This window comes from Paenibacillus phoenicis (genome assembly GCF_034718895.1).
Classification (GTDB): Bacteria; Bacillota; Bacilli; order Paenibacillales; family Paenibacillaceae; genus Fontibacillus; species Fontibacillus phoenicis.
In genome coordinates, this window is record NZ_JAYERP010000001.1 from 137869 (window position 1) to 164277 (window position 26409).

Annotated in this window: 19 protein-coding genes and 2 riboswitches; of the genes, 15 read left to right on the top strand and 4 right to left on the bottom strand. The window is 55.1% G+C overall.

The genetic code is table 11. The features are described 5' to 3' along the window. The first annotated feature begins 27 nt into the window (after nt 1-27). From U9M73_RS00580 to U9M73_RS00590, 3 genes are all read left to right on the top strand, one after another. On the top strand, nt 28-2106 hold the full coding sequence (locus tag U9M73_RS00580; protein WP_323075891.1) for an alpha-galactosidase: 2079 nt from the start codon (nt 28-30) through the stop codon (nt 2104-2106). Nucleotides 2107-2113: 7 nt separating this feature from the next. Then, on the top strand, nt 2114-4222 hold the full coding sequence (locus U9M73_RS00585) for an alpha-galactosidase (RefSeq protein ID WP_323075892.1): 2109 nt from the start codon (nt 2114-2116) through the stop codon (nt 4220-4222). A gap of 419 nt (nt 4223-4641) precedes the next feature. Beyond that, nucleotides 4642-4851: a hypothetical protein gene (locus U9M73_RS00590; RefSeq protein WP_323075894.1), complete on the top strand. Its 210-nt coding sequence runs from the start codon at nt 4642-4644 to the stop codon at nt 4849-4851. A gap of 136 nt (nt 4852-4987) precedes the next feature. On the opposite strand, the gene U9M73_RS00595 is transcribed toward U9M73_RS00590, so the two are convergent. Continuing rightward, complete coding sequence (locus U9M73_RS00595; protein WP_323075895.1) at nt 4988-10420, bottom strand: S8 family serine peptidase; 5433 nt, start codon at nt 10418-10420, stop codon at nt 4988-4990. A gap of 496 nt (nt 10421-10916) precedes the next feature. Next, nucleotides 10917-11043: riboswitch (glycine riboswitch) on the top strand. 163 nt (nt 11044-11206) lie between these two features. On the opposite strand from U9M73_RS00595, the gene sdaAB reads away from it, so the two are divergent. Next, entirely contained in the window at nt 11207-11878 is a 672-nt protein-coding gene (sdaAB, locus tag U9M73_RS00600; RefSeq protein ID WP_009226214.1) for an L-serine ammonia-lyase, iron-sulfur-dependent subunit beta, read from the top strand. Nucleotides 11879-11895: 17 nt separating this feature from the next. Further along, a complete protein-coding gene (gene sdaAA / locus U9M73_RS00605; protein WP_009226215.1) occupies nt 11896-12777 on the top strand; it encodes an L-serine ammonia-lyase, iron-sulfur-dependent, subunit alpha in 882 nt (293 codons plus the stop codon). Between the two features lie 155 nt (nt 12778-12932). Here the strand turns inward: sdaAA and U9M73_RS00610 are convergent, their stop codons facing one another. Then, a complete protein-coding gene (locus U9M73_RS00610; protein WP_323075897.1) occupies nt 12933-13130 on the bottom strand; it encodes an MFS transporter in 198 nt (65 codons plus the stop codon). A 288-nt stretch (nt 13131-13418) separates the two neighbouring features. Continuing rightward, complete coding sequence (locus tag U9M73_RS00615; RefSeq protein WP_016310842.1) at nt 13419-14663, bottom strand: IS110 family RNA-guided transposase; 1245 nt, start codon at nt 14661-14663, stop codon at nt 13419-13421. A gap of 405 nt (nt 14664-15068) precedes the next feature. On the opposite strand from U9M73_RS00615, the gene U9M73_RS00620 reads away from it, so the two are divergent. The 10 genes from U9M73_RS00620 (at nt 15069) to U9M73_RS00660 (ending at nt 23843) form a co-directional block, all read left to right on the top strand. Continuing rightward, nucleotides 15069-15407, top strand: coding sequence for an ArsR/SmtB family transcription factor (locus U9M73_RS00620; RefSeq protein WP_009226217.1), 339 nt, complete (start codon nt 15069-15071; stop codon nt 15405-15407). Nucleotides 15408-15496: 89 nt separating this feature from the next. Then, entirely contained in the window at nt 15497-16258 is a 762-nt protein-coding gene (locus U9M73_RS00625; protein WP_316010094.1) for an SDR family NAD(P)-dependent oxidoreductase, read from the top strand. Nucleotides 16259-16327: 69 nt separating this feature from the next. Further along, entirely contained in the window at nt 16328-16642 is a 315-nt protein-coding gene (locus U9M73_RS22120) for a DNA polymerase beta superfamily protein (RefSeq protein WP_397376573.1), read from the top strand. A gap of 177 nt (nt 16643-16819) precedes the next feature. Further along, complete coding sequence (locus U9M73_RS00630) at nt 16820-17584, top strand: methionine ABC transporter ATP-binding protein (RefSeq protein ID WP_260069808.1); 765 nt, start codon at nt 16820-16822, stop codon at nt 17582-17584. A 17-nt stretch (nt 17585-17601) separates the two neighbouring features. Then, nucleotides 17602-18270: a methionine ABC transporter permease gene (locus U9M73_RS00635; protein ID WP_036646124.1), complete on the top strand. Its 669-nt coding sequence runs from the start codon at nt 17602-17604 to the stop codon at nt 18268-18270. Nucleotides 18271-18287: 17 nt separating this feature from the next. Then, complete coding sequence (locus U9M73_RS00640; RefSeq protein WP_323075901.1) at nt 18288-19157, top strand: MetQ/NlpA family ABC transporter substrate-binding protein; 870 nt, start codon at nt 18288-18290, stop codon at nt 19155-19157. 110 nt (nt 19158-19267) lie between these two features. After that, nucleotides 19268-20554 carry a glycoside hydrolase family 18 protein gene (locus U9M73_RS00645; RefSeq protein ID WP_009226223.1) on the top strand — a complete coding sequence of 429 codons (1287 nt, stop codon included), beginning with the start codon at nt 19268-19270 and terminating at the stop codon, nt 20552-20554. Nucleotides 20555-20660: 106 nt separating this feature from the next. Further along, a riboswitch (FMN riboswitch) is annotated at nt 20661-20817 on the top strand. A 134-nt stretch (nt 20818-20951) separates the two neighbouring features. Continuing rightward, entirely contained in the window at nt 20952-21968 is a 1017-nt protein-coding gene (locus tag U9M73_RS00650) for a DMT family transporter (RefSeq protein ID WP_323075903.1), read from the top strand. A gap of 140 nt (nt 21969-22108) precedes the next feature. Next, nucleotides 22109-22357, top strand: a complete 249-nt coding sequence (locus U9M73_RS00655; RefSeq protein WP_323075905.1) for a diguanylate cyclase — start codon at nt 22109-22111, stop codon at nt 22355-22357. 223 nt (nt 22358-22580) lie between these two features. Beyond that, the gene (locus tag U9M73_RS00660; RefSeq protein ID WP_110945313.1) at nt 22581-23843 is read left to right on the top strand and encodes an IS91 family transposase; all 1263 of its coding nucleotides are present in this window, start codon (nt 22581-22583) and stop codon (nt 23841-23843) included. Between the two features lie 312 nt (nt 23844-24155). On the opposite strand, the gene U9M73_RS00665 is transcribed toward U9M73_RS00660, so the two are convergent. Continuing rightward, complete coding sequence (locus tag U9M73_RS00665; RefSeq protein ID WP_009226226.1) at nt 24156-26291, bottom strand: glycoside hydrolase family 52 protein; 2136 nt, start codon at nt 26289-26291, stop codon at nt 24156-24158. Nucleotides 26292-26409: the final 118 nt, after the last annotated feature.

The window sequence follows — 26409 nt, forward strand, 5'->3', positions numbered from 1 at the left end:
GAATAAGCGGAGAAGGGGTGGAGTTGAATGACCATAAACGGACCTATCACGGAAAAAGTTCGCTTCTGGGCGGAATCAGATACGCATAGGCATTTGGATAACGGGCTTGGCCGCTTAAGCTTTGATCTGGCCGGCGGCACCTTTGCCTGGACCTGCCGCGAAGCGCTGGTTTGGCAAGAGATTCGCAGCGCGTATCGGTGGCAGGGGAGGGAATACCATACCGGTCAGTATGAACGCCATGAAGTGATCGGGGAGCCGAAGGAGCTGAACGATGCTTTTGGGTATGGCCTGCAGGTGGGGATTCGTCATGAAAAACCGGGGTTACCGAAGTTGGAGCAGTATTTTTACCTTTATGAGCAGCAGCCTTTCTTCTTGATTCGGGTCGTTGTGGCAGGGGAGGCGGGGCTGAAGCTAAACCGCATTGCGGTGCTGCAGTCCGCCAAGCTGGATTTCGAAAAAGCCGATGGCAACGGGGAGGACCAACTGCATGCCCTGCGCATCCCATACGACAACGATAAATGGGTGCGTTACATCGCGAAGCCGCTGCCTTGGGAGACGGAAAGCTATGAAGCGGCAGCGTTGTTTTATCCGGGCAGCCGGCGGGGCTTCGTTACAGGCTCGGTGTCCCATGATGTTTGGAAAACGGGCATCCGCATCCGAAGCGAACGGGCTGGTAAGCTGGACGAGTTCGAGCTGTATGCCGGGGCAGCGGGCGAGATGACGCGGGATACGCAGCCGCACGGGTATGTGCACGGGCCGCGGGTCGAATCCCCGCTGGTGTTTGCGGGATACTACGACGATTACCGCGAGGGGCTGGAGGCATATGGCCGTGCTAACGCGGCGGTGGAGCCGCCGCTGAAGTGGGAAGGCGGCGTGCCGTTTGGCTGGAACAGCTGGTCGGCGGCGATGAGTACGCTGGATTACGAGTTGTATACGTCAACTAGTGATTTTCTGAAACGCGAGGTGCAGCCGCTGGGCTTTGAGAGCGGGGAGACGCTCTATATCAACTTCGACGCCTTCTGGGACCGGCTGACGGCGGAAGAGATGGCGGATGCGCTGCGCCGGGTGCGGGAGAACGGGCACAAGCCGGGCACGTATTGGACGCCGTTTGCGTTCTGGGGCAGTCCGGAGCAATTCAGCCGGGAAGTGGAGGGCACAAACGGCAAGTATACGTACGGCGAGATCCTGCTTCGCGATGCAGAAGGGGAGATCGTAGCCGACATTGCCGGCGGTTTGGCGATTGATCCAACGCATCCGGGGGCGCTGCAGCGGATCGATTGGTTTACGGAGAAGATCATTCGCGAAGGCTTCGAATACGTGAAGCTCGACTTCATGGCGCACGGGGCGCTGGAAGGGAAGCATTATGACCCTTCGATCACAACCGGCATCGCTGCTTACCGCCACGGCTTATCTTATCTGGCGTCGAAGCTGTCGCCGGAGGCGGTCGGACGGCCGTTTTTTATCAATCTGTCAATTGCACCGCTGTTTCCGTACGCTTTTGCCCATAGCCGCCGCATTTCCTGCGATGTATTTGGGCAGATCGGGGATACGGAATATTTGCTGAATTCATTGACTTATGGCTGGTGGATGAATGACCGCTTGTACCGATTTAACGACCCGGACCATACGGTACTGTACAAAAGCTTCAATCAGGAAGAGACAGCCTGGCACGAAGGGCGCAGCCGGCTGACGGCGTCGGTCATCGCCGGAACGCTGCTGCTGCTTGGCGACGACTTCCGCAAGGAAGGAGCGGCAGAACGCGCCAAAGCATGGCTTGGCAACCGCGCGGTGATGGACGTCGCTCGTTTGGGGCAAACCTTCCGCCCGTTGGAGTGGGGCTTTGGTGATCGGGCAGCCGATGTATTCGTGCTGGAAGCTCTCGCTTCAGAGACAACCGGCGGCAATGCGCTGTATGTGGCGGTGTTTAACTTCGACGGGACGAGGGGAGCCCGAAAGACGGTATCTCTGGCATGTGCGGGTCTCGATCCGAAGGTGCTGTACAAGGTTGATGATTTGTGGGAAGGCACGGAGCATGAAACCGCAGGTGAGTTGGTCGTTGACCTGAAACCGGCGGAAGCGAAACTATTTAAACTCAGCGGACGGTGATCTGAACATGGCAATTTGGGTGGATGAACAAAATCGATTATTTGCGTTGCAAACCAACGGCAGCTCCTACGTGTTTGGCCTGAATGAGAAGGGCCGGCTACAGCATTTGTATTGGGGAGCGCCGATCGATCCGGCAGAGGCATTGCCGCTGCTGGGGACGCGGGGGCATAGCTCCTTCGACGCGGAGATCGAACGGGAAGCGGAGGAGTACAGCTTCTGGGGCGGTGTCGGGTATGTTGAGCCGTCGCTGAAAGTGACTTGGCCGGATGGGGTGCGTGATTTTTGCCCGAAATATATCGGGTGCCGGGTCGATCAGCAAAATGGGAAAGATACGCTAACGCTGACGTTTCAAGATGAGGTGTATCCGTTTGAGGTTCGCTTGAGCTATGCGGCTATTGCCGAGCACGACGTGCTGGAGCGGTCCGCCAGCTTCGTGAATTTGGGAAGCGAGCCGGTGCTCCTGGAGACGACACAATCGGCTGCCTGGACGATGCCGGCGCTGCGGAACTATCGGTTTACGCATGTCACCGGGAAGTGGGCGGGTGAGTTCCAGCTGCGACGTACTTTCTTATCCGAAGGCAAAAAGGTCCTGGAATCGCGGCGCGGCTTCACCGACGGCCATGCCAATCCGTGGTTTGCCGTCGATGACGGGACGGCGGCGGAGGACCGCGGCGACGTCTGGTTCGGGGCGCTGGCGTGGAGCGGTAACTGGAAGATCGTCGCCGAACAAACCGCGTTTGGTCACGTTCGCGTCACTGGCGGCATCCACGACTTCGATAGCACGTGGCTGCTTGGCCCCGGCGAGACGTTTGCCGCGCCGATGTTTGTCGGCGGTTATAGCGCCGCCGGGTTCGGCGGGATGAGCCGGAAGCTGCATCGCTATCAGCACGATTACGTGCTGCCGAGCCGGGAGCCGCGCAAGGTGCTGTACAACTCCTGGGAAGCGACGTATTTCGATGTGAACGCCCAGGATCAAATGGCGTTAGCGGAGCGTGCGGCCAAGCTCGGCGTTGAGCTGTTCGTCGTTGACGACGGCTGGTTTGGGGCGCGCAATCACGATCGGGCCGGGTTGGGCGACTGGGTCGTCAACCGGGAAAAGTTCCCGAACGGGCTTGGCGAGCTGATCGATCGGGTGCAGGAGCTTGGCATGGAGTTCGGAATCTGGGTGGAGCCCGAGGCGGTGAACCCGGACAGCGACCTGTACCGGAGTCATCCGGATTGGGTGTACCATTTCCCGACGCGGGGACGGACGGAGCTGCGCAACCAGCTGCTCTTAAACATCTCCAAGCCGGAGGTCAAAAACTACATCCTGGAGTTCATGACCGATCTGCTTAGCCAGCATCAAATCAAGTTCATTAAATGGGACATGAACCGGACGGTGACGGAGCCGGGGATGAAGGATCATCCGCTGAACCGCCAGAAGGAGATTTGGATTCGGCACGTGCAAAGCCTGTATGAGATCTGGGCCGAGCTGCGCCGGCGTTTCCCGCACGTGGAATTTGAGACTTGTGCGGGCGGGGGATCGCGCATCGACCTCGGCATTTTCCGCTATGCCGACCAGGCTTGGCCCAGCGATAATACCGATGCCTTCGACCGGCTGAGCATTCAGGAGGGCTTCTCCTATGTGTATGCGCCGAAGATGATGACCTGCTGGGTGACGGAGTCCCCTACCGGGATGAACCGCCGCGTCCTGTCGCTGCCGTACCGGTTCCACAGTGCGATGATGGGGACGCTGGGCATCGGTGCGAACCTGAACCATTGGAGCGACGCGGAGCTTGAGGAGGCCGCCGGGTTCGTCCGGCAATACAAAGCGATCCGTCCGCTGGTGCAGTTCGGCGATCAGTACCGGCTGGATGCGCTGAGCCACCTGGGCGTGACGGCGGTCCAATACGTGGATAAGGCCCGCGGGGACAGCGTGCTGCTGGCGTTCCTGCATTCGCAGCGGCTGGGCGATCGCCTGCCTCGCTTGCGCCTGCAAGGCCTCGCGCCGGACAAAGCCTACGCGATCGAAGGGCTGCCCGGCACCTGGAGCGGCCGCAGCCTGATGCAAATCGGCATCGAGCTCCCGCTGCGCGGCGACTTCGACAGCGTGCTGTACCGGATTCGCGAAGCGTAGTGCGCGACCGAAACCCCAGCCGATAGAGGTTGGGGGTTCTTTACGTTGCCTGTTTAGCGGTAAAAATGTCCCTTATTTTCCACTCTACCTTGGAAATCGAGGAAATAAGGGACTTTTATGGTGCTATTTTGCAGAGAGAGCGACGAAATGGCGGAATTTCGACCAGCATCCGGAGAATAACGCCCTTTTTGGTCGTTATTTTCTGATATCTAGCCGATGAAGCCGCAATAACGGTAAAAAGTTCCGCTATTCCCGCTGAAAGGAAAATTTTTCTTGCCATACTCCCCAATTTAAGCCGGTGTTCGAAGAGGTGATCCGCAGCTTCTCGGCTTCATAAACTGATGTGGTTGTTCTTTTGAAGCACGATAAGCTATTTTAGAGGTAACTTATCAGATGAATCGGTGAACAAGGAGGGATGGATGATGCGGCAGGTGGATCTATCGGAAATGATTCGCCCGGCAAGCCGACGGAAGCAAAAGGAGATCATCCGTACTTCGGTATCTTTAAAGCCTGTACGATTGGAGGCCGAAATCAAGCTGTTAGCACGAAGCGTGAGAAGCCGATTTTTGAAGAGTCTTTCGGAAGGACGCATTCAAATCAACAGCGAGCGAGAATGGACCTTACGCTAAAAACCGGGGAGGGACGTTAGTGTCTACCATATGGGAAAGTGAAGGGTTTCGGGAAAAATTGATCGAGGTAAAAAAATCAGCCCCAAGCGGCATAAACCACTTGGGGCCGATCTTTTTTTCGGATCGTGTCCGAGACTTACCGGATCACGATTTTGTGAACCACGCTGTTCACCGCGCCGGCGTCATCGGTCACCGTCAAGGTGACGGTGTACGATCCAGCAGCGGAGAAGCGGTGTTTGACTTTGGGGCCGAGCTCGGTGCCGCCGTCGCTGAATGACCAGCTGTAGCGGACGATGCGGCCGTCGGCATCCGAGGAGGCGGAACCGTCAAAGTCAATTTGCTTATTCTTGGCCGCACGCTCCACGGCATGAATGACGGCTACCGGCAGGACGTTTGGCGTATTTCCGGGATCCTCGCCCGGATTTTCACCCGGCGCGCTGACGAACAAACGGCCCGGCGCTTGGAAATCGCCGCTGTTTCCAGCCGCATCGCGAACTGTAACCACGATCACGCCGCCTTCCAAGACAAGCGAGGCAGGTGTCGTGTACGTTCCTTCATAGTGCCCTGGTTCAGTTTCCGTCATCGAAATTCCGTTGCTCGAACCGCCCGATAACGATAACGGCAGTTCGATGCGGAACGAAGCCGTCAGCCCTGGAACGCTGTCAAAGGATACCGTCACCGCTTCACCTGCTGTTAAATGAACATCCTCTGCCGGTGTCAGATTAGTGATCTCCGGCAGCTCGGTATCCACGTAGACCGTCCGAGTGACCGTGGTTTCGTTTCCGGCGTGGTCCGTCGCGGTTACGGTGATCAGATTCTCACCGGCATTAATCAACATACGGTACGCGAACGCGCCGCTGCCTTCCAGCGGAACTTCTTGTCCGTTTACGGTCAGCTTGTTGATGAACTCATCAAGCGCAGAACCCGTCACGTTCAGCACTTCCGAATTGGTTCGGAAGCCGTCCACCGGTGAAACTATTTCGAGTTCCGGAGCGGTGGTGTCCAGTGTAATTGTGACTGGCAGTGAACGATCTGTTGCTTTTCCGTTCACGATGACTTCGGCGGACAACGCGTTGGCTCCGTCATGAAGCTCGATCGGCAGACTGAATTGTCCGTTTTCAACCGTAGTTTCACCCGCCAGCTCGGTGCCGTTGTACACCTTCACCTCAGCGTCGTTGGCTGGAGAGGTTCCGGTCACGGTAAAGGTAGATTGATTCGTATAAGAGCCGTCCTCCGGCGACGTAATGACCGGCGCGTCCACCGGGTAACGCACGATGGCACGAATCATGAAGTTGCCTTGTGCTTGTTCCGCCAAGCTCCACGCCCCATTGATTCGATTCCAGCTGCGACGGGCGTTCGGGCTGGATTCGTCGGCTGCAAGCCCCGGAGCGTTTGTTCCGGCCAAGGTTTGAATGTACACGATGTAGAAGTCGCCTTCGACAGTGACCGGTTCCGGCAGCTCGAGCACGGTCCATTGGTCATTACGCAAAGCGGTACCGTCAAAAGGACCGGCTACTTGCCGACCTGGCGCTCCGTCAGGGCCGGATGCGTCGTAAACGGCGTATTGAAACTCGGTTCCGCCCGGAACAGGCCATTCGGTATTCCAGAATCGAATCGATGCGCCGGTGACTTGCACCGCGCCGGCTTCCGGCGTCATGCGTACCGCCCAGGCGTTGTTTGCCGCGTTGAAGGCCCAAGCATTTTCCGGCGTGCCATCATCGTAGGCGATTTCGCCCGGCAAGCCCACAAACGGCCTGAGCGCCAACGAGCCGTCGGCTGTACCGTTCGGCGGTACCGTAACGGTTAACGTATTCGCGTAATAATCGGCCGCTCTTGCCGACAAGGTATAGGTGCCTTCCAGAAGCTCTAATGAGAAGCTGCCATCAGCCCCGGTGATTTGCGGTGCAACCATCGCATCTTCATGCACCATCACCGTTGCGCCTTCAATCGGCTCCCCAGTACGTTCATCGGTAATCGTTCCGGTGAGCGTACCTTTCGGAATCGGCTGCAGGGTGAAGTTGACCTTGGCGTTTACCTGATCGGCGATGGTCACATTGGCCGTTTGCGGATAATAGCCGTAGGCTTCCGCTTTCAGCGTGTAATCCCCAGCAACATGATTCAAGCTGTAGCGTCCGGTGGCTGGATCGGTTTTTACAGAGCGCCCGGTTTCCACCACCGTCACGGTTGCGCTGGCCGGCAGGCTGCTGATGCCGATGTCACCGGCTGGCTTCGCTTGTTTCACCTGCTGCTCGAATTCGGCCTTGCTTGTGCGGGTCAGCTTGTAGGCCGGCCCGGATTTTACGGCCTTGTCCGTTTTTGCTCCGGCTTCGCCAAGCACGTTTTGCGTCACCTGATCTTCCGGTGTATTTACGCTAAGCACCTGAACGTTGTCGATGTACCAGCCGGCTTTCACAACGCTGCCGTCCGTCGTTAAACGGAACCGCACCTGAACTTGCTCTCCGACATAATCTTCGAGATCGTAATAAGCGGTGCTCCAAACCTTGCCATTGGTGCTATGTGAAAATTTGCCCAGCTCGTTCCATGTCGTTCCGCCGTCGGAGCTGATTTCCACATAACCGTTATCATAATTGGTTTCAATTTCAAACCAATGATCAAACACAAGGGTAGCATTATCGACGGTGCTCAAATCGATCGTCGGGGAGATGAGCGAAGCATTTGTTCCATTCTCATAGTTGCTGTCGAGATCGGTTCCCCATACGTTTGGCTCGGAGACAGCGCTAGCCGGACCGGGTTCCACCGGGGTGCCGCGTTCCCATTCGTCCCGCGTGCCGCTGTGCGTCCAGCCGTTATCGCTGCTGCCGTCAAAGTTATCACTGAATACCGTCACCGGACGTACAACTGTCAGCTCCAGCTCATTGGATTTAGGGCCTTCGTTGTCACTGTAATCCGTAGCGGTGACCGCATAATAATAGGTATGATCCGTTTCAGTTGTTGTGTCGGTAAATTCCGTTTGGCCGCTTGTACCGATCACCTCATAGCCGGAGCCCGAAGTGGTCGAGCGGTACACCGTGTACAATTTCACGTCCTCATCGGCGGACGGAGACCAGGACAACTCGGCACTGCCGGCAAAGTTCACGGAGCCGGTCAGATCGGCAGGTGCTTCAGGTGCGGTGGTGTCAGGTACTTGCAGGGACAGATCGTCCAGGTACCAACCGGCCTTATGCACGGAGCCGTCGCTGGTCAGTCCAAACTGCAGGTAAACTTGCTCACCGGCATAGTCGCGCAGGTCCAGGTATTGTGTTTTCCAGCCGTCGCTTGTGCCAGTGAATTCCGCTACCGGTACGAACGCGTAATCGGTGTCTAAAGAAGCGATATACACCGTGCCGATATCGTAGCCCTCCTCAAGGTCATACCAATGCTTAAAAGAGAGCAATGCCCCTTGCGGACTATCGGTCAAATTGATCGGCGGCATAAGCAGATACGAATTGCTGTTGGGTGCGTAGGTGCCGGTCAGATTGCTGGCGTACACCTTCTCACCGGAGTAGGCGCTGCCCGGTCCGCTGACTGGCGTTCCCCAAGCCCAAGTGTTGCCGGCTCCGCCAGACTGGAATCCGATGGGTTCCGACTCGAAATCTTGCAAATATCCGGGCTCGATCCCGGCTGACACCGTCACAGAATAGTGCTCGCTGTCAAATCCGTTATTGCCGTAATCATTCACGTGGATATAATATTCAAGGCCGGCTGTTCCGATCAGGAAAGCGGGGATGGTGGCTTCATATACGCCATCCTTCTCGTTTCCGGATACCCGTGTGGCCGGAATATATAAATAATGGCTGGTTCCAGCTTCTTTCGCATAAAAATCGACCGATGTGACCGCCACCTCGTCGCTGACACGGGCGGATAATGTCAAATCAAAGCCTTCATATATTAAGGTAGGCGGCGTATGCTCTAGGACCGGTTCGTCCAAGTCTTCTCCGCCGGTCACCACGCGACCGGAGACGCTGCCGATCCCTTGGAGGACAGAGCCTACGGCGTTCAACGCATTTACAATGCCGTATCCATATCCGTTATTAGGGACTGTCTCATACTCGGCGTCTGTCCGCGGTGTGGCCGTGCTGGTCAGGATTTCCTCCAGCTGGTCTACCGTGAGGGAATGGTTGGCCTGCAGCAGCAAGGCCGCGATGGCTGTCGTATGCGGGCCTGCCATCGAGGTGCCGTCCCAGCCGCCTTCATAGGCACCACCGGGAACGGAGGACCGAATGTTGACCCCAGGTGCGGAAACTTCCGGTTTAATTTCACCGTAAGGCGAAGGTCCACGCAAAGAGAAATCCGCCAAATTCCCGTTGATGTCCGTAGCACCGGTGGCAAACGCTTCAGGATAGTTAGCTGGCGCAGCTACCGAACCGGGACCGCCGGGGTTGAAGATATCGGTGTTGCCCGCCGAGAACTCAGGGAAGATTTGCGCGCTTCTCCAAGCTTGTACGATCGGGCGGAACCATTCATCAATACCGGGGCCTCCTCCCCAGGAATTGTTCACCACGTCCGGAGCCAGCTCCGGATGCAGATTCCCTTCGGCATCCACCGGGGCGAGCAACCATTGGCCGCCGTCCAGAATGATGGCATCCGTGGTGGAGGGGTTAAAGATACGGACTGCGATCCATTTCGCCCCAGGCGCAACGCCGATCTGGTTCGAGCCGTCCGGCTCCGAACCAACCATCGTTCCCATGGTGTGCGTGCCGTGGCCGTGGCTATCGGTAGGCAGCGAAGCATGGCTGTGCGGATCATACCAGCTGAGTTCGGGATTCACGATATTGCCCGAAGAATCAAGGGCCCGCCATTTGCTCCGTAGAGCCGGGTGGTTGTAATCTACCCCGGTATCGAGGTTAGCTACAACGATGCCGGTGCCGTCGATGCCCATATTCCACACCTCGGGGGCATTGACCTGGGCGATGTTCCACTCGACGCTGCTTGGAGTAACGTCGGAGGGAGCTTGACTTGTGCCGCCCAGCGAAGAAGAAATTTCGTCGACCGGTTTCACGGCAGGCTCTGCAGCCGCATCTTTGTGGATTTCAACCTTTTGCAGATGTCGTTCTTCATTCGGCAGAATTTTCTCCACTTCGGGGAAAAGGGCGATTTGCTCCAGTACTTCTTTCGAGCTTGTCACCGCCATGGCATTTACGATAAAGTAGCTTTTGTAGTCTTTCACCTCTCCGGATTGCTGGGCTTTCCGCAAGTATTCCTCCAGCGCATATTGGGTGCGGGAGGCCGTTTCGCGCAGGGCGCTGACAACGGAAGTCCGTACGGACAGCTTCGCGGCGGAAGGAGTGGATTTCTCCAGCTGGGCTTTCTGAAGAGCCAGCTTGGCGACCGAAGTTGTATCGGTCTGCTCCTTGAGTTTGACCAGGTAGGTGACGAAGTCGTCTTGCTTAAACTGGGTCTGCAATTTAGCGTCGATCTTGGCTTCGGCCACTTGGGGCGCGCTCGATCTCAGGCTGCTTTGTCCCGATACGCTGCTGCTGCTGGCGGAGGCGACGGGAACGAGAGTTAACGCAAGAAGGATCGACATGCCAAGCGAGAAAGGTTTGCGAAATCTCTTGAGACTTATCAACTTCTTCACTCCCTTTGATTAAGTTTTAAGCCCAACATCCATCCTGTGACGGCCGCCCGGAGAAACGAATAGCTGAGTCCGGACGCATTACGCCTGACAAAAATTGAAGCAAGTGCCTCTTGGGTACATCACCTCCTTCATGTAAAATAGTGGAAGCGGGTGTAAGTAAGTCATGGTGGATGTGGATGTGAGTTGAAGCCAATGCTGTGGAGAGAATCGTTTTAGTTTAGCAGGGGTCATAGAGTGAAGATAAGTTAACACGGAGCGCACCTTATTTTTCAACAATTCATAAAATAAGGTAAAATCTGGGGTTGTTACGGACAGTATATATCTGTAAAATCAGGTATACAAGTGGGTGGATGAGTAAAATATACATATTTTCTTATAAAAATAGGAAAAAATAACTAGAATTCAACGTGAACCACCGGAATTTATGTAAGATATCTTGACATCTTGCTAGCTTCGGTTTACATTAAGCACAAATTCATATCGGCGAATGAGGATGATGGGAGAGTCCGCGGGCTGATCCGAAAAGGGACGCCAGCTTAGCGGCACCGAAGGAGCAAGGGCCGGTCCTGCAGCCGGCAGCCGAATCTCTCAGGTACAAGGACCATGATCGGACGCCACTCTGGAGAGAGCGAACAGCCACCCAAGAGGTACATGGACCCGGATGTTAAGTTGAACCGGGAACATTAAACTTTCAGGTAACGGGGACAGAGCGAAAGGCAGCAGCCTTTTTGCTCTGTCTCTTTTTCGTCATAGAAAAAATGAGGGGAAGATGTAGCGATGCGATTTAAAAGCGTATTTTCTATTATCGGTCCGGCGATGATTGGGCCTTCCAGCTCACATACGGCCGGGGCTGTACGGATTGGACGATTTGCCCGTCAGCTGCTCGGAACCGCGCCGGTCAAGGCGGAGATTTGTTTCTACGGCTCCTTTGCCGAAACGTACAGCGGGCACGGTACCGATCTGGCCATCGTTGGCGGCATTCTGGATTACCGTACGGACGACGAGCGAATCCGCCAGTCGATGCAGGACGCTGAAAAGCAGGGGATTGAGGTGGTGTTTGCCACCGGAGTCCTGCCTGGGGCCCATCCGAATACGGTAAAAATAAAACTAACCCGCCAAGACGGAAGTCATATCGAGGTCATGGGGGCATCCATTGGCGGAGGGACGATCGTCATTCGCAACATCGACGGTTTTGAGGTGAAATGCTCAGGCGAGCTGCCGACGCTGGTCATCTCCCACGCAGACCGGCAAGGGGTACTGGCAGGGATTACGGCCTTGTTCAGCCGGGAGAACGTCAATATCGGCTACATTATTACCGATCGGAAAGGGCGGACCGCTGAGGCACTGACTGTTGTGGAAGCCGATTCGTCCATTCCGCCGGAATTAGTGGAGGCGATCCGTGCGTTGGAGCATGTCAGCCAAGTGTCCTATATTGATCTGACGAAGTAAAATGAGGAGGGAGCACGATGCGTTTTAAAAATTTACGTGAGCTGGCCCAGCTCTGTGAGCGGGAATCTCGCACGATTTCCAGCATTATGATTCAGGACCAGGTGGAAGAGAGCGGGCAATCGGAGGAAGAAATTTTGGCCGCCATGAACGAATACTACCAAATCATGAAAACGGCGGTGCATAAGGGGCTGACGGAGGATATCGTCTCCACAAGCGGGCTGACCGGCGGCGATGCCAAAAGGGTGGAGGCTTACCGCAATCGCAGTGAGACCTCGGTTGGTGACATCGCATGTCAGGCCATGGCTTATGCGCTGGCCGTGTCCGAGGTGAACGCTTCGATGGGCCGGATCGTCGCCACGCCGACGGCGGGCTCGTGCGGCATCATCCCCGGCGTGTTCGTCAGCGCCCAAGAGCGCTTCGGCTGGGAGGATGAGCATCTTGTGCGCGGGTTGTTTTGCGCGGGGGCCATCGGGTACGTGATCGCCAACAACTCGTTTATTTCCGGTGCAGAAGGGGGCTGCCAAGCAGAAATCGGATCGGCGATTGGGATGGCGGCCGGTGCAATGGTTGAGCTACGCGGCGGGACGCCGGAGCAGGCGGTGCACGCCGTTGGCCTCGCGTTAAAGAACACGCTGGGGTTGATCTGTGATCCCGTTGGCGGTCTCGTCGAAATTCCTTGTATCGTGCGTAACGGCTTTGGGGCGGTGAATGCGCTGGCTGCCGCCGATATGGCCTTGGCCGGTGTGCGCAGTGCGATCCCGTCGGACGAAGTCATCGACGTGATGCTGGAGGTGGGCTCGGCGATGCCCAGCCGCCATCGCGAAACCGCGCAGGGCGGGCTGGCACAAACGCCTACCGGCCGCAAAATCATGAAGGAGCTGCGAAGCCGGAAGAAGTAGAAGGAGTTGCTCCAAAGGTTTTCTTTTTTCAGAGGTAGGGTATGGATTTTGACGGTCGATGACCGAACCCACTTTGCGGGAAGCGACCATCGCGAGGATCGAGCCCGGGAAGATGACCAGTCCGGCATGGCTGGCGGTTAATCCGAAGCGATGCACTAAAATTTGCGGCAGCAAAAACAAGGTGGCAAAGCTGCCAGCGATACGGCCGACATGATCAAGGCCATCGCTTTGCCGCGCCGCTGGATCGGAACGTAACGGGATAACGTAACCATCGACAACGAAACGACCGCTCCGGCACCGGATGCTTGCACGATGCGAACGGCGAGCAGAATCCAGAAGCTCGGGCTAAACAACCCGGCGACGGCGGCGAGGCCCAGTGTTGTTCGAAAATTATCGAACGATTGAAATATATCATGCCTTACCTTATGATATAAATAGGGGAGAATGAATTCATCACGAAATTTAGATATAAAGTCCAGCGGTATGATGTCAAGCTGTTGATTTAATCGAATTGGAAATTTCCCGTGCCTGTTGAGCGCGGAGTCACGAAAAAAGGGCGCATCAAACCAAACCCAGCCAAAAACCATGTCAGATACCAGATTTTTACTGGGAATTCGTGAAGGACTAAGGCAAAGGAGGCGTTAATCCTTGGCGCTATTCACCTTCCTTCGAGGCGTGTAGAGTTGGCCGCTGCGTAGCAGCACATCGACCAGACGCACGAGTTTTCTTGCCGTTAAGACGAGGGCGCGTTTGTGTTGATTCTTGGGCACTTCGTGATACTTCTTCCGGTAATATTCACCGAATTCTTCATCGCGCATCCTAACCGAGTTGGCAGCTTCAACGAGGTAGTAGCGCAGGAATCGGTTGCCGGATTTGATGCGGGCGGTGTCCTCCGCCTCGAAGACGCCGGACTGGTGCCTGCGCCACGTCAGACCCGCGTACTTGGCGACGGCGGCTTGATCCTTGAACCGTTCAATATCGCCGAGTTCGCCGAGCAGACCGGCTGCATAGACTTTGCCGATGCCGGGCACTGACAGCAAGCACTGAGCGCCTTGAATGCCGTCGAGGACCCGCTCGATCGCTTTGTCGAGATCCTTGAGCTGCTTCTGGATGCTGCGGATGGATTCGATGGAGGTGCCGAGCACCAGGTCAATCGAATCCTCCACGACCTTGGACAGCCGATAGGAGGCGCGGGCAGCTTGCTGAATGCAGCGGGCGACCCGCTCGGGATCGGGGAAACGATTGCGTCCCTTGTCCCGCAGATAGTCGGCCAGATCGGCCACGTCCATCTCGGCGATGTCATCGAGGCTGAACTTCTCGGAGAGCATCTCCATGAGCGCATGGCCAAACACGGAGCTGTCGACCTCGGTTGTAAACGCATTGCACTTGTAGAACAGGTTCTGCAAGAAGTACTGCTTCTCGCGAGCCAAGTTATGGACCAAGTGGAAACGCATGCGCGTGAGGCGTTGAAGGGCGACATACTGCTCCTGCATGACGATGGTGGTCGTCAGGCGGCCGAAGCGCAGGCGATCCGCAATGACCCAGGCGTCGAGCCGGTCGGTCTTGTCCATATCCGCATAGGCTTCTCTGAACTTGCTGATGAGCTTGGGGTTCAAGGTGAACACCTTGGCCTTGCGCTCTCGAAGCGCTGGATCCTGATGCAGGTACATGGCAGGGTGCCAGCTGTAGACGGAAGTGGCTTCCAAGCCGATGTGAATCTCGGTGACGGCCAACTTGTCCGCTGCAGCGACGATTTGGTCACGCAAGTGCGAGGCGCCATTCAAATTGTTTTTGACGGTGAGTGTCTCAAGCTTGTCACCGTCAGCGTTCATGAAACACGCTTCGAGCTCTTGCGAGCTCACGTCAATACCGACAAAAAGCTTCAAGTGAAATTCCTCCTTTCGCTAGGGATTCAGGGAATGGACGCTCCGGGATGCCTCCGGCGCACGCGCAGATCTATCACCCTCGCGTATGAGGACACACTTCGGGCCATGAGCTGCCCCGGATCTGCTAAAACCGGGCATGGGATGCCGAAGGGAACAGCCAGCGGGTAAGAAGCTCAGACGCGTACCGGAGAAACAGACTTAAGGAGTAGACGATGCTACTGGAGGCAGAAGGATTTCCCCGAATGGACCCTACGTTCCATTGTCCAGAGGCATACCGGAAAGTCCAGTCCCTGATGGAATTTTCAAAGAACAAGCTGGAAATTTGGAGGCTGTTTTCCATCCCCCGGGGGGATGGAAATGAACCTAAAAGAGCTTTTTAAAGATACTATACGAGGAGTTTTCCTTATGAAGGTTCTATATCACCCCGAACGGGATGAAATCCAATTGTCTTCCGTGTTGTACGCTTTAAGTGACCCGATTCGGCTTAGCGTTGTGGCGGAAATGCGCCGCTGCGGCGAACAGCCTTGCAATTATTTCGAGGTTCCCATCGCCAAATCGACGTTGTCGCACCATATCCGGACGCTGCGGGAAGCCGGCGTCATATCGACCCGGATCCAAGGCACGCAGCGGTTTATTTCGTTGCGGGAAGTGGATTTGGAGTCCCGCTTCCCAGGTTTGCTGACCTCGATCTTGGAGGCTTATGAGAAAACAGAACATAAAGAGCTAAACGTCAAATCGAAGTAAGATGATAAGCTGATCGTTAAAATAATACGAATATCCGATTAGGTAGAGACTTGAGCTATAAATCGGAGCCAAGGGGGAGCGTACCCGTGTTGAATATTGATCTCTCAGGACAAATCGCGCTGATTACCGGAGCAACCGGCCAGTTAGGCCGGGTAATCACCCGGACGTTGTCCGCTTGCGGAGCGAAAGTGGCGATTCACTACGTGAATAATGAAGCCAAAGCCCAGGAATTGCTGCAGGAGATTACCGAAGCCGGCAGAGAAGCGATGATCGTGCGAGGCGATATCACGAAGGAAGCGGATATCCAAGCGATGAAAGCGAAGGTAGCGGCCGAGCTTGGCGATCCGGATATCGTCGTCGCCAATGCCGTGGTGCAGTATAACTGGACCTCGGTTCTGGAGCAGCCGGCAGAGGATTATGTGAGCCAATTTGAATCCTGCGTTCTGCAGAGCGTGTTTCTGGCCAAGGCGTTTATTCCGGCGATGATGGGCAAAAGAAAAGGTCGCTTCATCGGAATTAATACCGAGTGCGCCATGCAGAATTTCCCCAACCAGTCGGCGTATACGGCAGGAAAAAGAGGCATGGACGGCGTTTACCGCGTCCTGGCCAAGGAGGTTGGGGAGTACGGGATTACCGTTAATCAGGTCGCCCCGGGCTGGACGATCAGCGATCGCGACCGCGAGCTTGCGGATCGGAATGATGCCGCTTATATCGCTGGAGTTCCGCTGAAGCGGCGGGGGGAAGATCAGGATATTGCCAATGCGGTTGCGTTCCTGGCTTCCGAGTTAGCCGGTTTTATCACGGGGGCGTACCTCCCGGTGACCGGTGGAAATGTCATGCCGGCCATCTAGGCCCATGACGACGACCAAGCTCTCGGGCAAGCAAGCCACCCCGAAGGCATACCTATCGGTACTCGGCCTGTGCTGGCTTGCGCTTGGATCGAGCGCCGCGGTACACCGCAGCCTTTGGGCATAGAGCTGCCGGTTGAAGCTGCATTGCCGGACTTAGACAGCGGGCTTCAGGAGGAGATCGGCCTGCTGCTGGCGCGTAAGCGGAGCGGAGCCCATCCGGAGCCTGAGCCGTGTCTTCTGCGAGTAGACAGCTATTTGTCCGACCGGATAGAAAAATTTGAGCAACTCGCATCGACCTGGGAATCCCAAAGCCCAAATACGGCCCCGGCTTTGTCATGTTGGATGAAGTGTTCATTTCTGTCCTGCAGGAAGTGTGGAACATGAGATTAGGGTAAGAACCGCTAAGGGAGTCTTGGCGGTTCTTTCTTTTTCTCTTTTATAATAAACTTCAAAAATTAGTGACACAGATGCATAAATGGTCTATAATCAACGGAAGAAAGCATAATGTAACAGAATGATCAAATAAGTAATACAGTCGCCGGAGTGAGAGGAGGGACGCTTATCATCACGTTGGAGCATGTCAGCAAGACGTACAGCTTGCGAAACGGGCGATTTGAAGCGTTGCGCAATGTCTCCCTGCAGATCCCGGAAGGCACCATCCACGGCATTATCGGGCCCAGTGGGGCAGGAAAATCAACGCTGCTGCGAATGATGAACGCTCTGGAGCTGCCGGATCAAGGGAAAGTGACGGTTCTGGGCCAGGAGCTCACTGCGCTCCCTGAAACTGCGCGGCGCGAGGTGCGGCGCTCGATCGGCATGATCTTTCAGCAGTTCCACCTGCTGAATAACCGGACGGTCAGTGGGAACGTGTCGGTACCGCTGGAGCTCGCCCGCTTGCCCAAGAAGGAGCGCGCCGAACGCGTGCGGGAATGTTTGCGTTTCGTCGGCCTGGAGGACAAGGCCGGCCAATATCCGGCTTCCCTCAGCGGGGGGCAGAAGCAGCGGGTGGCGATTGCACGGGCGCTGGCGAGCCGGCCAAGCATCCTGCTGTGCGATGAGCCGACCTCCTCGCTGGACCCGAAAACCACGGCAGAGATTCTCGAGGTGCTGCTGCATATCCACCGGACATTAGGGATGACGATCGTGATCGTCACGCATGAAATGGACGTGGTGCGCAGCATTTGCCAAGGGGTTTCGGTGATGGAAGAGGGCCGGATCACCGATGCGTTTACGCTCCAGCGAAACGATGCGGAAGTAGGCACCGCCGCAATGGCTGGTTACCACGCTTCGTATCGGGAGCAGTTGCTTGGCGGGATGGAGGTGTAAGGGCGTTGGATTTTCTCATGATGATGTGGGATGGTTTCGTCCAGTATCGCAGTCAAATTGGCGAAGCGATCGGCGAGACCTTCGTGATGGTTGGGATCGCGCTGCTGGCGGCCTTACTGATTGGCTTGCCCCTAGGTACAGCCTTGTATCTGACCGGTAAAGGCCAGCTATATGAGCACTCCCTGAGGTACGGCCTGCTAAACGGGATCGTGAACGTCGTTCGCTCTTTTCCGTTCCTGCTGTTGGTGGTGTTTATGATTCCGCTCACCCGCCTGATTGTTGGCACGGCGATCGGGACGCTGGCCGCCTCGATTCCGCTGGCCGTTGTGGCAATCGCTATTTATGCGCGGTTTGTCGAGCAATCGCTGCTGGAGGTGCCGCGCGGCGTAATTGAATCGGCACGGTCCATGGGGGCGTCCAAGCTGCAGATCATCACGAAATTTTTGTATGTAGAAGCCCGTCCCGGCCTGGTGTTGGGGTTAACTTCCTCGACGATCAGCTTCATTTCCTTTTCGACGGTCATGGGTGTGGTCGGCGGCGGAGGGGTTGGCGATTTTGCCATCCGTTACGGTTATCAGCGGTTCGAAACCGAGCTGATGGCTGTGGTGATTGTGCTGATGGTAATTTTGGTGCAAGGAATTCAATTTATAGGAAATGCGTTGTCCCGATGGTTGGATAAACGCTAACAATGGAGGGAGAAACCATGCTGAAAACAGGAAAATGGATCATGTCGCTCGTACTGCTGATGTTGGTGCTGAGCGCTTGCGGTAATAACAGCAACACCTCAAATAACGGGACAGGTGTGGGAGCACCGGCAGCGGCGGATACGGAGACGACAGAGAACGGAACCACGGAAACTACACTGAAGGTGGCTTCGTTGATTCCGCCGATGACGGACATCCTGGAGCTGATCAAACCGCAGCTGAAGGAAGAGGGCATCAACCTGGAAGTTGTGATCTTGTCCGACAATGTGCAGCCAAATGATGCGCTGGCGAACAAGGAAGTGGATGCGAACTTCTTCCAGCACGTCCCTTGGATGGAGGAGTACAATAAAAACAAAAACGCCAACCTCGTTCCGGTTCAGCCGGTGTACCATGCGGTATACGGCGCTTACTCCAAACGTTATAAATCCATGGAAGAGCTCCCGGACGGAGCAACGATCGTGATCGCAAACGACGCGTCTAACGGAGGACGCTCCCTTGACATGCTGGACAAAGCCGGCGTGATCAAGCTGAAGGAAGGCGTAGGGATTAACGGGACTCTTGCGGATATCGCAGAGAACAAGCATAACTATAAATTCGAGGAAGTTGACCTGCTCATGCTGGCCCGGATGCTGGACGATGCCGATTTGGTGCTGATGACCCCGGCTTATGCCAGCCCGCTGGGACTTACGCCGAAGAAGGATGCCTTGCTGACGGAAACCGTCGAATCGGCATTTGCAATCACTTTGGTGGCTCGTGAGGACAACCGTGATTCCGAGCCGATTCAGAAGCTGGCAAAGGCGATTTCCAGTCCGGAGGTCAAGAAGTTTCTCGAGGACAATTACGACGAGATTGCGATTCCGGCGTTCTAATTCAGTGTCCTGACACGAAATCTCGACACGGCGCCTTGCTGATCGGAATAGGTCAAACTTCCCTCTTCATAGGATGATGTTAGCATGATCCATATGGAGGAGGGGAGTCGATGCAGGTTCATATCGTCCAGCCAGGCCAAACGACGTATAGTATCGCACAAGCCTATGGCGTACCTTATGAGGATATCGTTGAAGCCAATGAATTGCCGAATCCGGAACAGCTCGTGGTTGGACAAACCTTGGTCATCCCGATTGTCGGCAGCTATTATTGGGTTCGGCCTGGGGACAGCTTATGGTCGATCGCCCAGCGATTTGGATTAAGTTATCAAGAGTTAGCCCGCGTTAACGCCATTAGCGTAGAGCGCCCCCTTTCGATCGGGTTTCGGCTGTACATTCCGCCGCGGCCGCGAAGAAGCGCTGAATTTAACGCTTATGTAGAACCGCGCGGCGGAACGGTTTCTCCGGCGCTGGAGGAAAGTGCGCGGGAAGCAGCGCAGCACCTGACATACCTGGCTCCGTTTAGCTTCCTAGCGCAACGGGACGGATCGCTTCGAGAGCCTCCGCTAAATCAATTTCCGGAAATTGCCCGGGCGAACCGGGTCGTGCTGATGATGGTGATCACGAATCAGGAGAATGATCAGTTCAGCGACGAGCTTGGCCGGATCTTACTCAACGATATCCCGATTCAAGATCGTTTTTTGGACAACATCGTCACGACAGCAAACAAATACGGATTTCGCGACATCCACTTTGATTTCGAGTATTTGCGGCCCGAGGACCGGGAGGCATACAACGCTTTTTTGCGTAAAGCCAAAGCGCGGTTCGCGGAGCAGGGCTGGCTGATGTCGACGGCTTTGGCGCCCAAGACCAGTGCCGGTCAGCAAGGCAAATGGTATGAAGGACATGATTACCGGGCCCACGGTGAAATTGCCGATTTTGTCGTGATCATGACCTATGAATGGGGCTACAGCGGTGGACCGGCCCAGGCGGTGTCGCCTATTGGTCCAGTCCGCCGGGTTCTTGAATATGCGCTGACGGAAATGCCAGGCTCCAAAATCATGATGGGGCAAAACTTATATGGGTACGACTGGACGTTGCCATTTGTGCCGGGAAGCACCGCACGGGCGATTAGTCCGCAGCAGGCGATCCAAATTGCCGCGCGGCATGGAGTCGCCATTCAATACAGCGAGCGGGATCAGGCACCGTTCTTCCATTATTGGGATGCGGAAGGAAGGGAACATGAAGTCTGGTTCGAGGACGCCCGCTCGATCCAAGCCAAGTTTAACCTGATCAAGGAGCTGGGGCTGCGCGGGATGAGTTATTGGAAGCTGGGTTTAAGTTTTCCGCAAAATTGGCTGCTGCTCGAAGACAATTTCGAGGTGGTCAAGCGGGGATAAAGATGAATTGTTGGGACATGATCAGGCTTTGTGATTTTTGCAACAGAGTCGCTTGACAGCCTGCGTTATGATAGAAACAACTTAAGTAATCCAAAATTAAATGAATAGAGATCTTCGGGGTAGGGTGAAATTCCCGACCGGCGGTGAGGTTTCGGCAAGAGGGAACCGCAGCCCGCGACTCGCAGATGGCCTTCACGGCCCGAAGCGACTGACTTGGTGAGAATCCAAGGCCGACGGTAAAGTCCGGATGGGAGGAGATCAATGAAGCTGAAGTTTGAATCAGGGACCTGCCATGGTCGCCTGCCAAGCTTATTTGGTCAGCCCCCGCAAAGCCTTTAGGAAGGTCGATGCGGGGGTTTTCTACGTAGACCCTCTATTCAAGAAGGGGACAGACACCATGGAGAAAGTCAAAGTAAGCAGTGGTATCCAAATTTCTGCTGGATTGAATGCAGGGGCACTTACGGGCGCATCCGGTCAGATTCAGCACTCGCCCAGAACGGCTCAAGCACGCAAATCGCGCAGCGGTTTCTGGCTTGTCGTGTTGGGTGCAGCATTGTGGGGCGTAGACCCGTTGTTTCGGGTGATCCTGCTGAAGTCGCTGACCTCGGCGCAAATCGTATTGATTGAGCATCTGATTATCGCGCTTTTTGCCATACCGGTCTTATGGAAAAACCGCACCGAGCTTAAAGGGCTTGGTTGGCGTCAAGGGGGCGCGCTGCTATTTATTTCGTGGGGCGGTTCGGCCATCGCCACGATTCTGTTTACGTTGGCCTTGTCAAGCGGTGACCTGAATGCAGTCCTGCTGCTGCAAAAAATGCAGCCGCTGTTTGCCATCCTGCTGGCCGGATTGCTGCTTAAAGAGAAGCTGCCGCGCCACTTTTTCGGATATCTGCTTATCGCGTTGCTTGGAACGTATTTGCTGACCTTCGGGTTTACGATGCCGATTGGGCATTGGAGCGATTTTGTGCAGATCGGCAGCCTGTTGTCGCTAGGCGCTGCCGCATTGTGGGGCGGATCCACGGTGATGGGCCGGTTGATGGTAGGGACGATGAAATATGAGACGGTGACATCGTTGCGGTTTATTTTGGCACTGCCGCTGCTGCTGGCTATCACTTGGAATGAAGGGGCCGCCTGGAGCCTGCCGACCGGCACCTCGCAAATCGCCGCATTTTCCCTCAATATGCTTGGACAAGCGTTGTTGCCGGGGCTGCTAAGCCTGCTCGTCTATTATAAAGGGCTGACAACAACCAAAGCGTCGGTCGCCACTCTGGCGGAGCTGAGCTTCCCAATGGTTGGCGTTCTGATCAACTGGATTGCGTTCCAGCAGTTGATTACAGTAGCCCAGGCATGTGGATTCGTGCTGATTTGGGGCACGTTATTCCTGATCTCCCGTCAGGGAGATACCAACCAATAATCCAGCAAGTCGATGAAAAAGCGGGATTTCCTCCTGTCCCACAGGATGGAAATCCTCGCTTTTTTTTTCATTCTCCACACCCCTCTTTGGTAAAATTTGTTATGTGATAATAAAAAGTATCAAAAAAGGATGAAGATCATTTGGCGGGAGACGGTGGAAAGTTTCATGTTGGATTTCCAAAGAATCGGCGGGCCTTCATGCACCATACGCGGGAGACATTGCGGCAATGCTGGAAGGAGGGGATTCCCGCCTCGTTTATTTTGATCGATGTCGACCACTGTAAGACGATTAACGACTCCTTTGGCCATCATATCGGAAACGAGCTGCTGCGGGAATTCGCCGGGAAGGTCCATCCTCGACTGCGGGAGGGGGATTTGTTTGGCGCATAACAGCGAAAGGCCGGGCCCATTAGGGCCCGGCTTTTGAAGATTTCAGAAAGTATAAACTTCGGGGCACTGGCATCCTGATATCGCAAGAAAAACTTCCGCTAAACGCGGTCTGTCTACTTTGAATGTACGTCGACAGACGTTTTTCTTAACATTATAGAATTTATAAAATTTTGAGGTGGAAGCAGGTCTTCCGCCTTATTTCTGTTTTTGGTAAGGTTAGGATATGGAGACGAACATCTTGAAACGAATCTTCTTTGATGAGCGAGGGCACTGGGATCGGTTTGTGGCAAAACATGGTGGCAAGCTGCGTGCCAATGTGCGGAAAGAAGTAGAGAAGTTCCGTCGATGCGGGGATCCCAGAAACGGTTTTAAGCTGATGGTATGTGAAGGATGTCATGACCTACGGCTCGTTCCGTATCGTTGTAAAGGAAGATTCTGTACGACCTGTTCATGCGGAGAAACAGAGGAATGGGCACGTCTCCTGGAACAAGATGTATTCCAAGTCAACCACCGCCATGTCGTCTTCACGATCGACGAAGGATTACGGGAAATCTTTCTGCTCCATCGGGCAAAATTACTCAAAGAATTTATGGATGAAGCGGTACGCTTAGTCAAAGAACATTTTGAGAAGAAACATAAGGTAACTCCCGGAATCGTAGCCGGGTTGCATACGTTTGGGGCACGGCTTAACTTCAATCCTCATGTACATATGCTTGTAACGATGGGAGGAATGAAGAAGACCGGCGAGTGGAAAACATACGATTTTATTCCGTTCGAGATGCTGCGTAAGCAATGGCAGACGGTTGTTTTGAAGCTGATTCGTCGAAAGTTAAGTGAACAAGAGAAAAAGCAAGTGCAGTCCCGTTTGCAAAAAGCTTACTGCGAGAACGGAGAAGGCTTTTATGTGCATGCTCCGAAACAGAAAGGGAACGTCAAGCAGCAACTCGGGTATATCGGGCGATACATGAGAAGACCAGCGATAGCGGTTAGCCGGATCGAAGCGTATGACGGAGAAAAGGTGACATTTCGTTACCGGGATAAGAATGACGGGGAAGAGAAGACCGAGACGATTTCGGTAGAAGAATTTATGGGTAGACTTGTGCGGCATATTCCGGATGAAAACTTCAAAACGATCCGTTACTACGGGGTTTATTCGCGGCGGATCAAGAGCCTGTGCAAGAAGTTAGTCAGTGAGTGGCAAAAAGCCGCGAGAAGATGGATTGTCAAGGCAAAGCGGATATTAAAACGCAGAACGTGGAGTGAACGGATCAAGGAGCAGACGGGGAAGCCGCCATGTTGCCCAAAATGCGAAAGTTATTACGAATACAAGGGAGAAGCCTGCCTTGAGGATGGGAAGTTGAAGGTGAAGTACGCGGTGTGCTCCACCTCAAAGGCATGTCTGGAGAGGATGATTCGGGATGTCGCCGGTGTCAAAGAAACGAAAGGTAGCGAAGAAAAAGAAAAAGCCGCAAAGCGGGCTGCATAGCAAAGCGAAAGTAACCTACATCTGTCTTCAATGTCATACAACAGAAGAGATTCCGCTGAATGTCGTTCGAAATTTCGATGCGATGGATGATGGAGATCCAACAGTACCTCCGCAATTCCGCTGCGAGGAATGTGGAGGAGGCATGTACCCGGAATATTACAAAGGAATTCATGGTTACGAGTACAGGATTAGTGACGTAAGAAAATAAGCCGGATGTAGATTGTTCCCCACACCCGGCTATTTTGCACGTATGAACTAAATCGTACGAACTAAAGGACGCCGTCAGGCGTTTTTCTTATGTTGCAGGCGGGTTTATTTCTCGTCCAGCCACAAAATCGCTGTTACACCGCGCGGATAATACCGGCTGCCGCAGATCACGCCGGCCATCATCTGGTCGCTCCAGCTCCAGTAGGCGTTCTTCTCGGAAGTCAACCAGGCCACATGCGCCGCATCGGCTGCTTGCCCTCGTTCGTCCCAAGGGAGGCCGAGGATCCGGCGGGCGATGAACTGGCAGAGATAAATTTTGCTGAGCCAGGAGTTGTTGCTCGTCGAGGACAGCTTCCAGCCACCGTCCTCGAACAGGCAGATCCCCGGCTGCAGCACCGTGTTCAGATGCGTGGAGAGCGCTGCGATATATGCGCCGAACCGACCGTTTGGATCCAGCGCTTCCTCGCAGCCGGTGTAAAGCGGGAAGATGAGCCCCTCGATCGCAGGAATGATCTTGGAGTCATTGTTCTCTTGAATGACGGCCGGAATGTAACCGCCTGGCAACAGGTGCGAGGTAATCGTGCCTGCGCACAGCTCGGCTTGTTGTCCGGCCAGCGCAGCCGCCGTTTCGCGGCTGTTGTCGCGAAGCAGCTTCTCCATTGCGACGTACGCCGCCCAGCTCTTGCCGGCCAAATAGATGTTGTTCCGCGCTTGCCCCAGCGAGACATCCAGGCTGTCATAGGTGGTAATCTCCGCTCCGCCCATCGTTCGGGAGCTGTCGAGGCCCATGATGCCGGTACGCTGGGACGGGTCAGGATGGTCGCGGTTCACCATGCTTTCCAGACATTGCTCTAGGATCGGCAGGTTGCGGTCCAACCATTCGCGGTCGTTCGTTTGATGCACGTAAACGGTGGCGCTTAGCACCCAGTTGACGAGCTGCTCATGAGTCATGTGAGAGAAGCAGTCATCGATCGCATGCAGCTCATAAGACGAATAGCCGGGACGGGAGAACGAGTTAGCCACGCCCATGTCATGCGTGAAGCTGATGCCGCCAGGATATTCGGTCGGATCCCCGGGAATCCGCACCGTATCCCGATAGCTGTAGCGGCTGGTGTAAAGGTCGAGTTCGTTTTTGACCGTCCATGGATTCATTTTTAGCTCGTAAAACAACTGGTCAACCAGCAAATCAAACGTATTCATCATCCGGTATTCGCCTTCATTGACGATCCAGAGCGGTTTGCCGTCATGCTCCAGCAGCTCAGTGGAACCGTAATAGCTGCGGATGGCATGCGCGAGCATAAACTTCTGGTCCTCGCTTAACTTGGCGTCGTTAACGAGCGCGTCCGCTTGGCGGGCGACCTCCAGCTTGCGGTCGAATTGTGCTAACGCATATTCAGCCACTTCTTCGATGTTCGCGAAATACCGCGTATAGTAGTAGGACGCATCCATCCCGGTCGTGACGTAACCGGCACGGTAGAAGCAAAGCGCAAAGCGGTAGGTGGCTTTCTCGCCGGCCGGGGTATCCATAAGCAGCGCGCCCACCGGCCCAAGGCCAAACCGGAGGTTTTCCGGAACCTTTGGCTTAAGAATCGATTCCATCTTAAAAAATCCGGCGCTGGTAATCCGCGGATCGCTCGCCGCAATAGCGGTATGGCGGCCTTGGCCAATGCCGCAAATACGTCCGCCCGTCACGTCCTCCAAGCGGCGGATGGCGCTGACAGGGTCATTGTTTTGCAGACCAAAGAAGGCTTTGCGCGTCGACGTTCCCCGGGTGTTGTCCACCGTGATCTCTGCAAGCACGGCCGGCATCAGCGCGAAACGCAGCTGCTCTTCCGTTGCCGTCTCGGGGTCAGGCACGCCTTCAAACGGAGAGATCAGGCGGAACGTCAAATCGCCGGCTTGCCATTCGTCAATCGCCGCACCAAACCGGCGGTCGATTTCGCTCCGGTTGTACGGGGTGATGAGATCGCTTTCTTTTTGCTGAACGGAATGCTGCTGGCTGGAGCCTGAACCGCTCTCCTCGGTCGTATAACGATCCCGCTCGTCCAGACCTTCGCCGAAGAACGGTAAAGCCCGGTAACGCTCTTGCCCATCATCCTGCAGTCCAATGTAGATGTTCTGTTTTGGCGGGCTGCCCAGCTCAAGGTCGAAGCCGCCGCTTTGGCCGGGATAACCTAGCGTAAAGCTGGCGAACGCTCCCATCGGGGAGTGATGCGCGTTAAAAAATATATTTTTACCCAAGTTAATTACCTCCTGTTCAATTCACAGCGGTTATGCTAGTTTGATTATAACAAGGCTTTGGAGGAACGCCCATGTCCAAACCGCCAATCGATTTATCCAAAACGTTCACGGTGGCGAG

Coding starts and splice junctions, on each gene's coding strand:
- U9M73_RS00590 (WP_323075894.1), top strand. CDS start 4,642: ATGATGCGGCAGGTGGATCTATCGGAAATGATTCGCCCGGCAAGCCGA.
- U9M73_RS00650 (WP_323075903.1), top strand. CDS start 20,952: ATGGAGAAAGTCAAAGTAAGCAGTGGTATCCAAATTTCTGCTGGATTG.
- sdaAA (WP_009226215.1), top strand. CDS start 11,896: ATGCGTTTTAAAAATTTACGTGAGCTGGCCCAGCTCTGTGAGCGGGAA.
- U9M73_RS00640 (WP_323075901.1), top strand. CDS start 18,288: ATGCTGAAAACAGGAAAATGGATCATGTCGCTCGTACTGCTGATGTTG.
- U9M73_RS00585 (WP_323075892.1), top strand. CDS start 2,114: ATGGCAATTTGGGTGGATGAACAAAATCGATTATTTGCGTTGCAAACC.
- U9M73_RS00580 (WP_323075891.1), top strand. CDS start 28: ATGACCATAAACGGACCTATCACGGAAAAAGTTCGCTTCTGGGCGGAA.
- U9M73_RS00645 (WP_009226223.1), top strand. CDS start 19,268: ATGCAGGTTCATATCGTCCAGCCAGGCCAAACGACGTATAGTATCGCA.
- U9M73_RS00660 (WP_110945313.1), top strand. CDS start 22,581: ATGGAGACGAACATCTTGAAACGAATCTTCTTTGATGAGCGAGGGCAC.
- sdaAB (WP_009226214.1), top strand. CDS start 11,207: ATGCGATTTAAAAGCGTATTTTCTATTATCGGTCCGGCGATGATTGGG.
- U9M73_RS00620 (WP_009226217.1), top strand. CDS start 15,069: ATGAAGGTTCTATATCACCCCGAACGGGATGAAATCCAATTGTCTTCC.
- U9M73_RS00635 (WP_036646124.1), top strand. CDS start 17,602: ATGATGATGTGGGATGGTTTCGTCCAGTATCGCAGTCAAATTGGCGAA.